This window comes from Streptomyces sp. NPDC026672 (genome assembly GCF_040638185.1).
GTDB lineage: Bacteria > Actinomycetota > Actinomycetes > Streptomycetales > Streptomycetaceae > Streptomyces.
Genome location: NZ_JBEZXS010000026.1, coordinates 19,874 through 33,293, shown reverse-complemented (window position 1 = coordinate 33,293; position 13,420 = coordinate 19,874). Strand labels below are relative to the sequence as shown.

The window sequence follows — 13,420 nt, the reverse complement described above, 5'->3', positions numbered from 1 at the left end:
GGGGCAAGGCCGCGAAGTGCCAGGCACTGGCGGCGTCTCCAGCCGGGCGGTCCTGATAGAGTCATGTGATGCGGAGGATGCTCCGCAAGTAATTCCAAACTAGCGGAGGATCATCCGCGAGTCAAACGAAGGCAGAATTCAGTCATGAGCGAGGAGACACAGACCGGCTACGGCACCCAGCGCAAGGCGGCCGCGCGCAACCGTGTGGCGATCATCGAGGCAGCACACCAGCTACTGGGGGAAAACCCCCTCGTACCGCTCAGCGACGTCGCGAAGCACGCCGGCGTCGGCATCGGGACGCTCTATCGGCACTTCCCGACCCGCAACGAACTGATCGTCGCCGCCTACCAGCACGACGTCGACCAACTGGTCAGCAGGGCCGACGAGGTACTCAGCCGCTGCACTTCGGCGAAGGCCGCCTTCATCGAGTGGTTCGAGACCCTCGCCGGTTACATCCGCCGCAAGCACGGCCTCGGCGACGCGCTGCACTCGGCCGCCGCCCAGAAAGTCGTCGCGGAGGCCTGGGGCCCGGCGAGCGAGGCCGTCGGCAGGCTCGTCGACGCCTGCGTCGCCGAGGGCACCATCGCGCCCGGCCACGACCCGGCCGACCTCATCATGCTGATGAGCTTCCTGTGGCGCGTCGCACCCAACGACGACGGGGTCGCCCAGGGCCGACGGCTGATCGCCACGGTCTTCAACGGGATCCAGACGGAGCCGCAGAGCCTCTAGCGTGAAGCGCTCCAGCGCGATGCGCCGGACATCGCGGGCTTGAGTCGCTTGCTGGTTTGCGGTGGCTGTGGCCGGCGGAGCGACTTTGGTGAGCTGGTCGGAGTGAAGTGGGCATGGAAACGGGGGTACTTGCCCTGTCGAAGACCGTGGTGCGGCGGCTTCGGTCCGCCGGACCTCGGCTGCACCTGGCCGCCACCACAGCAGGGACTGCGGCCAAGTGCCCGACACCGCTTGCATGTTGCCGGGGGCTACCCCCACCTTTCCCCGTGGCATCAACGACACCACTGATCGGGTGGCTGCCGGATGTCCTCCAGCTCGGTGACGGACGAAGAATTCTGCGTGTCCGAACACAACCGCAGCATTTTTCCCAGGGATCACTCATGGCGCGTCTCCACCTTTCCGGCCGACACATGCACCGCGCGATGTCCGGCATCACCCTGCTGGCGGTCACCGCCGGTGTCCTCACGGCGTGCAGCGACGAGGGCTCCTCCGCGTCCGCCTCGACCTCCTCGGCACACGTTGCGGCGGAGACGAAGCTGCACATGGTCGAGAACAACGGTCACCGCCTCGCCTTCCACGTCACCGACGGGAGCGGCCCCGTCATCGTCCTGGACGCAGGCGGCGGCGAGGGCTCCTCGTACTGGAAGGACATCGTCACCGAGCTCCACACGGCCACCGGCGCCGAGATCATCACCTATGACCGGGCCGGACTGGGCCGGAGCGAGGCGGTCGCCGGACCGTGGCAGGTGAAGAGCGCCGTCAGCGACCTGAAGACGGGTCTGGAGAAGCTCGGGGTGACCAAGGACGTGATCCTCGTGTCCCATTCGCAGGCAGGCGAGATCGCCACCTACCTCACCAAGGAGAACCCCGGGCTGGTGTCCGGCTCCGTGCTGGTCGACGCGAGTCTGCCTCCGCTGTACACGGACGAGGAGATCGCCCGCATCGTCGCCGCCAACCAGCCCGCGGTCGACGCCGCGAAGAAGGACCCTTCCAACCCGCAGAACATGCAGCTGATCTCCACGGCGGAGAGCTACGTCCCGATGCACAAGGCGTACCACCAGATCGCGTGGCCCGACGCCGTCCCCGCGACCGTCATCGTGTCGGAGAAGACCCCCTTCGACGGATCGCCCGAGGACGCCCAGCGCTGGCGGGACGCCGCGGCGACGTTCGTACGACAGGGGCCGAACCGGACCCTCGTCACCGCGGAGGGCAGCTCGCACGACGTACCGAAGGACCGCCCCGCCCTCGTACTCAAGGAGATCGAGAAGATGGCGAGCACACAGAGCTGACACGGCGACCTCCGGGGCCACGCAACGTGAACCCACCGCGGAGGAGAGCAGGCTCAGCACCAGGATGTCGCGGGCGTCCTGGGTTGCCGACGGCACTAGGGTCCGCCTTCAAAGATCGCTAGGTGGTGGATCACGGTCAAGTGCGCCGACATGAACTCCGGACCGGCATCACCTGGCGTAACCTGCCCGAACGGTACGGGCCCTGGAAGACCGTCTACACCCGCTTCCGCCGCTACCCGCTGGAAGGCGTCTTCACCCGCGCCCTCCAGCAGATCCGGGCCCAGGCCGACACGGCCGGCGACACCGACTGGCTGGTACAGATCGACTCCACCATCGTCCGGGCCCACCAGCACGCCGGCGCCACCGGCCGAAAAGGGGGCGGCACCGGCGGGAGGAACCGGACGATCACGCCTTCGGCCGATCCCGAGGCGGCCTGACCAGCAAAATCCACCTCGCCTGCGATGGCCGGGGACGACCGCTGGCCATCCTCCTCAGCCCCGGCCAACGGCATGACGGCGTCTGCGCCCAGCCGTTGCTGGAACGCATCCGGGGACCCCGTACGGGTCTCGGCCGACCCCGCTGCCGTCCCGACCACGTGGTGGCCGACAAGGCTTACAGCTCCTGCGGACTCCGTTTCTACCTGCGCAAACGCGGAATCGGCCGCACCGTCCCGGAGAAGATGGACCAGCAGCGCCACCGTCGTAACCGGGGCCGCTGCGGCGGTCGGCCACCAGGCTTCGACCGCGAGATCTACCGGCGCCGCAACGCTGTCGAGCGGTGTTTCAACGCGCTCAAGCACTTCCGTGGCATCGCGACGAGATACGACAAGACCGCGTTGGTGTGGTCGATGCTCGTGCGGGTTGTGTCGTCCACCTGCACCCGGAGCTCACGTGAGCAGGGTAGCGGCCCGGCCATCCCCGCTACAGCCACTCCGTCCCGCCTCCGCGGGCGTTCTCGCAGACATTCCAAGATGTTCCACACGTCAAGTTGAAATGTATGCCGTCATGCATAATATGGAGGGTGTGGCGCTGAGACGCTTCGCACTGGCACCGAGAATCTGCCAGGGACGACGGGTGGACCGAGTGCCCGTTCGCGGTCTCGGCTCTCGATTGCCTGCGCCTGTTCGAGATCGAGGACGGCGACTTCGTACGGGCGTGGATCTACCCGAAACCGCGTAGTTCACGACCTTGCGAGCGCCACGCGGCGACCGGGGCCCGTCGCCATGTGCGTCCGTTCCACCAGCACCATCCGCAGTCCACAACGAGGAGATTCGTCATGTCGTCCGTACTCATCACCGGCGCGTCCAAGGGCATAGGCCGTGCCATCGCCGTCGAACTGGCGAGCCGGGGCCATCGGGTCATCGCGACCGCCCGCCAGCCGGAATTGCTGGCCGACCTTCCTGTCGACCAGCGGTTGAGGCTGGACGTGACCGACCAGGACAGTGTCGACCAGGCCGTCCAGGACGCCGGCGAGATCGATGTCATGGTCAGCAACGCCGGCGCGACCGTCCGCGCACCACTCGAGAGTGTTCCGCTCTCCGAGGTCGAGAGCCTGTTCCAGCTCAACACCCTGGGTGCATTGCGGGTGGCCCAGGGCGTGTTGCCGCAGATGCGGAAGCGGGGCGCGGGCCGGCTGGTGTTCGTTTCCAGCATCCAGGGTCGGCTGGTGCTGCCGATCATCGCCCCGTACGGCGCCAGCAAGTGGGCGTTGGAGGCCATCGCTGAGGGGCTGGCTCTGGAGGCGGGCCACTTCGGCGTCAAGGTGAGCATCGTTCAGCCCGGTGCGGTCGCCACCGACGGCGCCGCAGGGGCGAAGTCCTTCTTCGCCGCCGACGACCCCTACCTCCCGCTCCTCAAGCAGCTCGGCGCCCTGCGCGGCGAGGTCGTCACCCCGGAAGAGGTGGCCTCCGTGGTAGCCGACACGATCGAGCGGCCCGAGCCGCCGCTGCGCGTGCCCGTCGGCGCGCCGGCCGAGCGGCCCCTGAAGGCCCGCAAGGAGGCTCCCGAGGACAAGCCATTCTTGCCGGTCGAGCTCGAGTGGTAGCAGTCGGCGTGTTTCGACCATGGTGGATCCGAAGGGAATATCAATGATTGAGGAAACAGGCCACACCACGTTCGGGGACGTGGAGGTCGCTCGCGTGAACGAATGGCAGGGCAAGCTTTTCACCCGTGGTGACCTGCTGCCCGAGTCCAACCGGCAGGACTGGGAGGCGCAGCGCTCATGGCTGGAACCCGACTGGTGGGCACCGGAGTCGGAGGATGCCTGGTTGACCTCACAGAGCTTCCTCATCCGCAGCGGCGGCCAGACTGTCCTGCTCGACTCCGGCATCGGTAACCACAAGGTCGGGCGCGGCGCACCGCCCTTCAACGGTCTGGACACCGCTTATCTGGACGAGCTCGCCGCCCTCGGTGTCCGGCCCGAGGACGTCGATCTGGTGATCAACACACACCTGCACCCGGACCACATCGGCTGGAACACGGTCCTGGACGACGGAGAGTGGCGTCCCACCTTCCCGAATGCGACCTACCTGCTGCCGAAGGCCGACTTCGACCACCTGTCAGACATGGCGAAGGCCGGCGACGCACCGGACCCGTTCGGGTTCGCAACCGCATTCCTGGACAGTGTCATGCCCGTCGCGGAACATGCGAAGACGCAACTGTGGGACGGTGACGAACACATCATCAACGACGCTCTCCGCCTGGTCGCCAGCCCTGGCCATTCACCTGGAGCCTGCGTTCTGACTGTCACGTCACAGGGCCAGAACGCTCTGTTCGCCGGCGACCTCGTGCATCACCCGATGCAGATCCTGGCCCCACGACAGCAAAACACCCTCGATGCCGACGGCATGCTTGCCGCACAGTCCCGGCTGCGCCTTCTGAACTGGGCGACGGAAAACGTGGCGCCCGTCTTCGGCGCTCACTTCCCGGGCGCCCGCGGGGCCAACATCAGTCGCGCCGGCAGCACGTTCCGCATCGACTCATGGACATCCATGTAAGCATGGCAGCGCCGCCATCCTCGCCTCCGCGACACCCAGGGGAGCGAGGGGCGGCGTACATGGGCGAGTGCGTTCGGCTGGTGATACTTCGTAATGGAGTCCGAACACACACCGGGTCGTTGAGCAGCGGAGTTTACGGAGGAGTCGCCAGGACTCAAGGGTGGCGACGGCCTCCTGCTCGACCGAGGCTCAGATCTTCGCTTGGGACTGGTTGACGGACTGTCGGCCGGCGGACAGCTTGTCCCATCGGCCGCGGTACGGGTGACGCCAGCGCGAGCCTTGGGGTTCCCGGCCTCACCGCGCACCGGGCACTGACCGTCAGCGAGGATGGCCCGACCCGGCTCGGACCCGGCTCGTCGGCCGACCGAACGGTGCTGGTGCAGGGCAGCGCCGGAGCAGTGGGCAATGCCGCAATCCAGTTGGCCGTCCGGGCCGGTGCCCACGTGATCACGACCATCAGCAGTGACGCCAAGGCCCAGCCGGCTCGATCAGCCGGTACCGATGAGGTCGTCGATTACACGCTGGGCAACGTGGCCGAGCGGGTGCGGACGCTGGCGCCGAAGGGCATCGACATCGTGGTCGAAGTTGCTCCGGCCGCGAACCTCGCCACCGACCTCGCACTGGTCAAATCCCGTGGCACGGTGGCGATCTACGCCAACGACGGCGGCAATCAGCTGGACCTGAACGTCGCCGCAGCCATCGCCTCGAACGCCCGTCTGCAGTGGGCGATGCTCCCTGCGACAGGCGCGGCAGAACTCCGAGTCGCCGGCAACGACCTGACCGATGCGGTCGCCGCTCGCGCTTTCGACGTGGGCCTGGAACACGGCCTGCCACTGCATCACTTCTCGCTCGACCAGGCCGCCGAAGCACACTCCGCAGTCGAGTCCGGAGCAGTCGGCAAGGTTATGCTCGACGTGAGCGAGGCCTGACCTTCCGGGACATGCCCGCCGCGTGATCGGCCAGGGCTGCCTTCACCGCGTCGTAAGGGGCGGAACTGCGACGGGCACGGGAGGTGATCATCGCTCCCTCAACCCCGGCGACCACGGCGTCGGCGAGAGAACGGGCCGCTGCTTGGTCGACACCGAAGGCGATGAAGTGGAACGCGAGCCGGTCGATCATCTCCGAGAACGCTCGGCGACCGGTCTCGCCGACCTCGGCGGACTCCTGCGCCGCGCCTTCGGTCACAAGAGGTGCGATCGCACAGCCCCGTGAGAAGTCACTGGCCATCATGCCTTCGCGGCCGAGGTCGACGTATCGTTCGACGAATTCGACCGCAGAACCTGCCTGTTCCGCCGCGCGGTCGATGATCTCGACCTGCTCGTGTGCGTGCGCGTCGGCTGCCTCCCTTGCCAGTTGGGTCTTGCCATCGGGGAAATGGAAGTACACCGAGCCGCGTGGCGCCCCGCTGAGCTCGAGCACGTCAGAGAAGGCCGTCGCACGGTATCCCCGCTCCCGCATGAGCTGCTTGGCCGCCTGCACCATCCTTTGCTTGGCATCCGAACGCGCCGCCACTCCGCCCACCTCCAGCAGTTACATGTATGCCAGTATGCATACTAACAGCTCCGAGGGGAAAGCCGTTGGCGCGAGGCGGCCGCGCAAGTCCTGAGTGGGATCACCGTCGGCGGCGTCGGCGTGATCTGCCACCCGGCACCCGCACCGTCCTCGCGACTCCAGCGGAGACGACTGGTCTATTCTTGTGTTACGGTGCAGCCATGGCAGTCACCAAGGTGGAAACGCGCCGGAGTCTCCTGGACACCGCACGGCGGATCGTCGTGGCCAAGGGATATGCGGCGGTCGGCATCAACGAGATACTTGCCGAGGCCGGCGTACCCAAGGGGTCGTTCTATCACTACTTCGACTCCAAGGACGCCTTCGGTGAGGCGATGATGAAGAGCTACTTCGACGACTACTTCACCACCATGGACGGCATCGCCGCCCAGAAGGAGAAGAGCGCCGCGGAGCGCCTGACGGAGTACTGGCGGTACTTCTACGACACACAGGTCAAGGACGACTGCCAGGGCGGCTGCCTGGTCGTCAAGCTGGGCGCGGAGATCGCCGACCTCTCCGAGGCCATGCGCATTACGACGAAGGCCGGGACCACGGCGATCATCGACCGGCTGGAGCGGATGATCGCCGACGGCCTCGCGGACAGCTCGGTGTCCGCCGACGACAGCCCCCGCGCACTGGCCGAGTCCCTCTACGGCCTGTGGATCGGCGCGAGCATGATGGCGAAGATCCACGGCCACCCCGGCCACCTGGACCGGGCGATGGCCGTCACCCGCCAGGTCCTGCACATCTGACCCGAACCCCGCAGTCCGCGGCACACCAGCCGCGGGGTGGCGGCGCAAGCAAAGGAGTAGACCGGTCCAATAGAGTAGACCGGTCTAGAAACAAGGAACCGTCATGACCACTGATCTCACCCGTTCAGACGCGACCGAACTCGCGGAGCTGATCCGCGCCAGGAAGGTCACCTCCGTCGAGGTGGTGCAGGCGCACCTCGACCGCATCGAAGCCGTCAACCCGCAGCTCAACGCCATCGTCACGCTCGCCGACGGCGCGCTGGAGGCCGCGAAGGCCGCGGACGAGCAGCTCGCGGCCGGTGTGAAGGTCGGGCCGCTGCACGGCGTGCCCTTCACGGCCAAGGACTCGTTCGACACCGCCGGGGTGCTCACCCAGCGCGGCTCACCGATCTTCGCGGGCCGTGTCCCGGAGACGGACGCCACCAGCGTGGCGCGCATGAAGGGCGCCGGCGGCATCCTCCTGGCGAAGACCAACCTCCCGGAGTTCTCGTTCTGGGTCGAGTCCGACAACCTCCTGACCGGCAGAACGAACAACCCCTGGGACGTCAACCGCTCGTCCGGCGGTTCGAGCGGCGGCGAGTCGGCGGCGATCGCAGCCGGTATGTCGCCCATCGGACTCGCGAGCGACCTGTCCATCTCGGTACGCGGACCGGCCGCCGACACCGGTGTCGTGTCGTTCAAGCCGACGCACGGGCGCATCCCGATGACGGGCCTCTGGCCGCGCGAACCGCGCCGCAACTGGCACGTCGGCCCCATGGCCCGCAGCATCCGCGACCTGGTCCTGGCCTACTCCGTACTGGCCGGTCCCGATGGCGCCGACGGCTTCTCCACCACCCCGCCCGAGTTCGACACCGGCCTGGGCGCCTCCCCCGACCGCCCCGTGCGCGTGGGCTGGCTCACCGACTCCGGACTGGGTCCGACCGACGCAGAGGTCGCGGCAACCGTCCGGGCGGCTGCCGAAGCCCTCCGGACCGCGGGAGCCAAGGTCGACGCCGTGCACATATCCGCCCTTGAGCGGGACAACGCCCTCGACATCTGGACCAAGCTGGCCGTCATGGAGGTCAAGCCGGCCTTCGACAAGGTCACCAAGGGCCACGAAGACCAGATGTTCACCTATTCCAAGTTCCTGGCCGACCTGCCCGACACGTCAATGGAAGACTTCATCGACGCCGAGCAGGGCATCGAGCGGATCCGGGACGGCTTCGCGGAGTACTTCCACAAGTACGACATCCTGCTGCTCCCGGTGACCACGATCCCCGCCCACGAGCACCAGCTCGGGGAGTTCACGCTCAACGGCCAGACGGTCAGCCCCTTCCACGTGAGCTCGACGACCGTCCCGTTCAGCCTGACGGGGCACCCGGCCCTGGCCATGCGGTTCGGCACGAGCAGCGACGGCATGCCCATCGCCGTGCAGGTGGTGGCCAACCTGCACGCGGAGTCGACGATCCTGCACATCGCCTCCCTCCTGGAGACCCTCAGCCCGGTCCGTGGCCGGCACCCCGCCATCTGACGACCGGAAAGCACCGCACGCCGGGCACTTCGAGGGGACCGCGGCCACCGCGACCCCCGAAGCGCCCGGCGCTTTGGCCCGGGGCCGGAGACGAAACGGGAGTGGGCCCCGCGCTACGGACTCCGCACCGACGTTGAGCGACCTTCTGCCATTCTGCTTGCCATGTCCGTACGAAACGGAGACTGCCGCGGCACCGTGCCCGGCCACTGACCACCACCGACATCAACGAGTGTCTCGGGCCTTGCACGAGCCGCGTCACGGACCTGGCAACTGACTCCCCATCAGCACTGCTGGCGGCTCACCAACGGCCACCTCACTCACGGCGGGCTGCCCTGAACAGAGTCTTCAACCCAGCGGTTGACAAAGCCCGGGACCGGCGTAGCGTGGTCCTCAACCAATCGGTTGAAAAAGTGTCTGGAGGACATCGGTGGCCGAGGACCAGCTCTCCCGGGCATTCACCGCGCTCGCCGACCCGACCAGGCGGGACATCGTCGCCCGGCTGTCGCTCGGCGACGCGACACCCGGCCGGTTGGCCGAGCCCTTCGCCATGTCGCTCCAGGCAGTCTCCAAGCACCTGAAGGTGCTGGAGGAGGCCGGTCTGATCAGCCGGAGCCGCGACGCACAGCGCCGTCCGTGCCATCTGGAGACGGCCATGCTCGACGAGATGACCGCCTGGGTCGACCGCTACCGACGCAACGCCGAGGAACGGTTCCGTCGCCTGGACGACGTGCTGGCGACCATGAACGCGGACACACCACAGGAAGACGAAGACCAGCAGGACGAAGGAGTTGCCCCACCATGACCACCGACCGACCGCTCCGCGAGACCACCATCGAGGCAGACCCCCAGCTGCCGACCATCCGCATCACCCGCGAGTTCGACGCACCCGTCGCACACGTCTACCGCGCCTGGACCGAACCCGAGCTCGTCGGACAGTGGCTCGGCCCCAAGGACCTCACCACCAAGTTCGACCACTGGGACCTGCGCACCGGCGGCAGTTACCGCTACCGCCAGCTGCGCGCCGGCCAGGAAGTCGCCTCCTTCTACGGCTCCTTCCACGAGGCACGCCCCGACAAGCGCCTCGTCCAGACCTTCACCTACGACGGCGTCCCCGACGGTGTCAGCCTCGACACCGTGACATTCGAGGACATCGGAGACGGCCGCACCCGGGTCACCGTCCTCGGGGTCGTCGAGAACTTGACCGCCCGCGACATGATCCTGGCCAGCGGCATGGACCGCGGCGTCACCGAGGGCTATGAGCAACTGGACGCGGTGCTGCGCACCCTCGGCTGACCGACCGACCTCCGCAGAGCGTGCAGGTCGTCTGCCGCAACAGCGAAGACCTGAAGCCATGATCGAGGGTCACCGAACAAGACACGACCCTCATGACGGCCAAGGCCGCCGAGCAGCGGGACGCGGTCAGCCGCGCAGTCGCACAGTCGCACAGCGATAATCCCGGCGACGTCGACGGTCGTCCCGGGATACTGATCGCCATGGATGAGGTCAAGGTCGTGGTCGCCCATTCCGAGCGCGCGACCCTGCGCGTCGGGGACGTGTTCCTGAAGGTGGACTCCGATCAGGCGCGCATCGACGTCGAGGTCCAGGCGATGGCCCTGGCACCGGTCCCGACCCCGGAGGTCCTGTGGCGCAAGCCGCCCGTGCTCGCGATCGCCGCGGTCCCGGGGACGGCGCTCGGCCGCCTCGGCGAGCCGTCGACCGCGTCGCCGGTGGCGTGGGCCAAAGCGGGTGCCGCCATCCGGAAGTTGCACGACGCGCCGTTGCCACCCTGGCCCGGCCGGGGCGTTGACGAGTTGGCGGCGGAGCTCGACGGCGAGTGCGAGCGGCTTGTGACGAACGGCGTGCTGCCCGCCGACCTGGTCACCCGCAACCGCCAGGTCGCCGAGGCCGCGCTCCGGCCGTGGACTCCGGTGTTCACGCACGGCGACTTGCAGATCACTCACGTGTTCGTCGAAGGGGACGAGGTCACGGGCATCATCGACTGGTCCGAGGCCGGCCAGGGTGATGCCCTGTTCGACCTCGCCATCTTGACACTCGGACACGAGGAGCGCCTCGGCGACGTCGTCGCCGGCTATGGCACCGACGTCGACCTCGACGTGATCCGCGGGTGGTGGTCCTTGCGAAGCCTGCTGGCGGTTCGCTGGCTGGTCGAGCACGGCTTCGACCCGTTCGCGCCGGGCTGTGAGGTCGACGTGCTGAGATCCCGGATGTGAGGCTGCGCGGACCCGACCGTGACAACTGGCACAGTTTCTGGTCCACGCGACCTGCCGTCTTGTGTGCGGTCATCAGTCCCTCTCTCCATGCCATGGGCGTGAGGGTCGCTCCCGCCACGCTCACGCCGTCACACCCGCGGCCGTCAGTCACCGTCGGACTTTCGGCGCGCTGCTGCTCGGAACGGGACTGGCCGGATCGGTGGGGACAGTGGGCACCGCGCACGCATCGGTGGCCGAGTGCACCAACGACGCCAACGGTTTCGTCAGCATCCCCTACAACAAGAGCGGCAGCGTGAAGACGAGCGTCTCGCTGGGACGCGCCACCGTTCAGCTGCCCGTCGGTCCGATCAGCGGCAAGGACTACGGCTGGGCGAAGATCACCGGATCAACGGTGGCGGGCGACCAGGTCTGGATGGACTGGACGACCACTTGTCCGTCCTCGGCGGACAGCAAAAAGCAAAGGCAAGGAGGTTACCCACTCCTTGCCACTCTCAACTTATAGCGCACGGGGGGCCTTGCGGCAAGACCCGGGTCATGGCGCAGAATCGTCGGCCGGGGCCAGTATTCGGAGACATCAGGGGTTCGCAAAGTCCGTGCGCCTTTGTCGACCGTGGGTTCCGCGTGATGTGAAACCGCCGGTGGGACCCGGGGTGTGGTTGCGGGCGCGCGGCGCGGAGTTCCGGGTGTGCGCGTCGCCGGACCGCGTAGAGCAGCTGGCTGAAAAGCAACCTTATTGGATGAGGGGTTCATGATCGATGTGATCGTTGCCGGCGGCGGACCGACCGGTTTGATGCTGGCCGGCGAGTTGCGGCTGCACGGCGTGCACGTGCTCGTGCTGGAGAAGGACGCGGAGCCGACCAGGATCGTCCGCTCGCTCGGCCTGCACGCGCGCAGCGTCGAGGTGATGGACCAGCGCGGTCTGCTGGAGCGGTTCCTCGCGGTCGGCAGGCGGCACCCGGTCGGTGGTTTCTTCGCCGCCATGGACAAGCCGGCGCCGGACCGGCTGGACACCGCGCATCCGTACACCCTCGGCATCCCGCAGACCACCACCGATCGCCTGCTCGCCGAGCGTGCCACCGAACTCGGCGTCGAGATCCGGCGCGGCTGCGAACTCGTCGGGCTGAGCCAGGACGAACACGGGGTGACCGCCGAACTCGCCGACGGAACGCGGCTGTGCTCGCGCTACCTCGTCGGTTGTGACGGCGGCCGCAGCACGGTGCGCAAGTTGCTCGGCGTCGGCTTCCCCGGCGAGCCCTCCAGGGTCGAGACGCTGCTGGGCGAGGTGGAGCTGACCGCGCCGCCGGACACGCTGAACGCCGTGATGGCCGAAGTCCGCAAGACCCACAAGCGGTTCGGTGCCATGCCCCTCGGGGACGGGGTGTACCGCATCGTCGCGCCCGCCGAAGGGGTGGCCGAGGACCGCACGGTCCCGCCGACCCTGGACGAGCTGAAGCGGCAGGTGCGGAAGCTCGCCGGCACCGACTTCGGCGTGCACTCACCACGTTGGCTCTCCCGCTTCGGCGACGCCACCCGGCTGGCCGAGCGCTACCGGACCGGCCGGGTGCTGCTGGCCGGCGACGCGGCGCACATCCACCCGCCGACCGGCGGGCAGGGGCTCAACCTCGGTATCCAGGACGCGTTCAACCTCGGCTGGAAACTGGCCGCCGAAGTCAACGGCTGGGCACCGGAGGGACTGCTGGACAGCTACCACACCGAACGGCACGCGGTGGCCGCCGATGTGCTGGACAACACCCGCGCGCAGATGGAGCTGATGTCCGTCGAGCCGGGTCCCCGAGCGGTGCGCCGGTTGGTGTCGGAACTGATGGACTTCGAGGAGGTGAACCGGCACCTGATGGAGAAGATCACTGCGATCGGGGTCCGCTACGACTTCGGCGAGGGGCATGAACTGCTCGGCCGACGGCTGCGGGACGTGGGGCTGAAGCGGGGGCGCCTCTACGGGCTGATGCACGGCGGTCGCGGGCTGTTGCTCGACCAGACAGGGCGTCTCTCGGTGGCGGGCTGGGCGGATCGGGTCGACCACGTCGCCGATGTCAGCGAGGAACTGGACGCGCCCGCGGTGCTGCTGCGGCCGGACGGCCACGTGGCGTGGGTCGGTGACGATCAGCAGGATCTGCTCGACCGGCTTCCCCAGTGGTTCGGCGCTGCGACCGGCTGAGCGCGCACGTGGGGCGCGAAAGCGCGCTGTCCTCGCGGCTTGCTCATCCGTCAGAAACCCGACCGGCGCGCCCATGCCTCCGGACAGTCAGTGATCAACACGACTGCCCGGAGGTGCCGGCCTCGCTGAACCCCGGGTCACGGATGTCGTCCCGAGTGGTCGGGTGTCCCTCGGCGACGCGCTCCGGCGC

General features: G+C 68.0%; 14 protein-coding genes and 2 pseudogenes. 14 read left to right on the top strand and 2 right to left on the bottom strand.

Annotation, left to right across the window (positions count from 1 at the left end; all coding sequences use genetic code 11):
- The first annotated feature begins 144 nt into the window (after positions 1-144).
- From AB0F77_RS27295 to AB0F77_RS27270, 6 genes and pseudogenes are all read left to right on the top strand, one after another.
- Positions 145-729: a TetR/AcrR family transcriptional regulator gene (locus tag AB0F77_RS27295; RefSeq protein WP_361954036.1), complete on the top strand. Its 585-nt coding sequence runs from the start codon at positions 145-147 to the stop codon at positions 727-729.
- 380 nt (positions 730-1,109) lie between these two features.
- A complete protein-coding gene (locus tag AB0F77_RS27290) occupies positions 1,110-2,018 on the top strand; it encodes an alpha/beta hydrolase (RefSeq protein WP_361954033.1) in 909 nt (302 codons plus the stop codon).
- Positions 2,019-2,140: 122 nt separating this feature from the next.
- Positions 2,141-2,266, top strand: a pseudogene (locus AB0F77_RS27285) (transposase); the annotation flags it as partial.
- Positions 2,221-3,009 carry an IS5 family transposase gene (locus AB0F77_RS27280; protein ID WP_361954249.1) on the top strand — a complete coding sequence of 263 codons (789 nt, stop codon included), beginning with the start codon at positions 2,221-2,223 and terminating at the stop codon, positions 3,007-3,009. The pseudogene AB0F77_RS27285 and the gene AB0F77_RS27280, both read left to right, overlap by 46 nt.
- A gap of 284 nt (positions 3,010-3,293) precedes the next feature.
- Positions 3,294-4,061, top strand: a complete 768-nt coding sequence (locus AB0F77_RS27275) for an SDR family oxidoreductase (protein WP_361954030.1) — start codon at positions 3,294-3,296, stop codon at positions 4,059-4,061.
- A 94-nt stretch (positions 4,062-4,155) separates the two neighbouring features.
- A complete protein-coding gene (locus AB0F77_RS27270) occupies positions 4,156-5,013 on the top strand; it encodes an MBL fold metallo-hydrolase (protein ID WP_361954027.1) in 858 nt (285 codons plus the stop codon).
- A gap of 111 nt (positions 5,014-5,124) precedes the next feature.
- On the opposite strand, the pseudogene AB0F77_RS27265 reads toward AB0F77_RS27270, so the two are convergent.
- Positions 5,125-5,280: pseudogene (locus AB0F77_RS27265) on the bottom strand (IS5/IS1182 family transposase); the annotation flags it as partial.
- Between the two features lie 104 nt (positions 5,281-5,384).
- Here AB0F77_RS27265 and AB0F77_RS27260 point away from each other — a divergent pair.
- Positions 5,385-5,942, top strand: coding sequence for a zinc-binding dehydrogenase (locus AB0F77_RS27260; protein WP_361954024.1), 558 nt, complete (start codon positions 5,385-5,387; stop codon positions 5,940-5,942).
- Here AB0F77_RS27260 and AB0F77_RS27255 read toward each other — a convergent pair.
- On the bottom strand, positions 5,917-6,525 hold the full coding sequence (locus tag AB0F77_RS27255; protein WP_361954021.1) for a TetR/AcrR family transcriptional regulator: 609 nt from the start codon (positions 6,523-6,525) through the stop codon (positions 5,917-5,919). The two genes, AB0F77_RS27260 and AB0F77_RS27255, sit on opposite strands and share 26 nt — an antisense overlap.
- 200 nt (positions 6,526-6,725) lie before the next feature.
- Between AB0F77_RS27255 and AB0F77_RS27250 the strand changes: the two genes are divergently transcribed.
- The 7 genes from AB0F77_RS27250 (at position 6,726) to rox (ending at position 13,230) form a co-directional block, all read left to right on the top strand.
- A complete protein-coding gene (locus AB0F77_RS27250; protein ID WP_361954018.1) occupies positions 6,726-7,313 on the top strand; it encodes a TetR/AcrR family transcriptional regulator in 588 nt (195 codons plus the stop codon).
- Positions 7,314-7,416: 103 nt separating this feature from the next.
- Positions 7,417-8,823 (top strand): amidase, encoded by a 1,407-nt coding sequence (locus AB0F77_RS27245; RefSeq protein ID WP_361954015.1) that lies wholly within the window; start codon positions 7,417-7,419, stop codon positions 8,821-8,823.
- A 427-nt stretch (positions 8,824-9,250) separates the two neighbouring features.
- A complete protein-coding gene (locus tag AB0F77_RS27240) occupies positions 9,251-9,625 on the top strand; it encodes a metalloregulator ArsR/SmtB family transcription factor (RefSeq protein WP_361954012.1) in 375 nt (124 codons plus the stop codon).
- Entirely contained in the window at positions 9,622-10,116 is a 495-nt protein-coding gene (locus AB0F77_RS27235) for an SRPBCC family protein (protein WP_361954009.1), read from the top strand. Before AB0F77_RS27240 ends, AB0F77_RS27235 begins: the two co-directional genes overlap by 4 nt.
- A gap of 200 nt (positions 10,117-10,316) precedes the next feature.
- Entirely contained in the window at positions 10,317-11,054 is a 738-nt protein-coding gene (locus tag AB0F77_RS27230) for an aminoglycoside phosphotransferase family protein (protein WP_361954247.1), read from the top strand.
- Positions 11,055-11,262: 208 nt separating this feature from the next.
- Complete coding sequence (locus AB0F77_RS27225; protein ID WP_361954006.1) at positions 11,263-11,556, top strand: hypothetical protein; 294 nt, start codon at positions 11,263-11,265, stop codon at positions 11,554-11,556.
- A gap of 246 nt (positions 11,557-11,802) precedes the next feature.
- The gene (rox, locus tag AB0F77_RS27220) at positions 11,803-13,230 is read left to right on the top strand and encodes a rifampin monooxygenase (protein ID WP_361954003.1); all 1,428 of its coding nucleotides are present in this window, start codon (positions 11,803-11,805) and stop codon (positions 13,228-13,230) included.
- The last annotated feature ends 190 nt before the right edge of the window (positions 13,231-13,420 follow it).

Bases quoted from the DNA above. Each gene is read 5' to 3' on its own strand.
- AB0F77_RS27295 (WP_361954036.1), top strand. From the start codon at position 145: ATGAGCGAGGAGACACAGACCGGCTACGGCACCCAGCGCAAGGCGGCC.
- AB0F77_RS27290 (WP_361954033.1), top strand. From the start codon at position 1,110: ATGGCGCGTCTCCACCTTTCCGGCCGACACATGCACCGCGCGATGTCC.
- AB0F77_RS27275 (WP_361954030.1), top strand. From the start codon at position 3,294: ATGTCGTCCGTACTCATCACCGGCGCGTCCAAGGGCATAGGCCGTGCC.
- AB0F77_RS27250 (WP_361954018.1), top strand. From the start codon at position 6,726: ATGGCAGTCACCAAGGTGGAAACGCGCCGGAGTCTCCTGGACACCGCA.
- AB0F77_RS27245 (WP_361954015.1), top strand. From the start codon at position 7,417: ATGACCACTGATCTCACCCGTTCAGACGCGACCGAACTCGCGGAGCTG.
- AB0F77_RS27235 (WP_361954009.1), top strand. From the start codon at position 9,622: ATGACCACCGACCGACCGCTCCGCGAGACCACCATCGAGGCAGACCCC.
- AB0F77_RS27230 (WP_361954247.1), top strand. From the start codon at position 10,317: ATGGATGAGGTCAAGGTCGTGGTCGCCCATTCCGAGCGCGCGACCCTG.
- rox (WP_361954003.1), top strand. From the start codon at position 11,803: ATGATCGATGTGATCGTTGCCGGCGGCGGACCGACCGGTTTGATGCTG.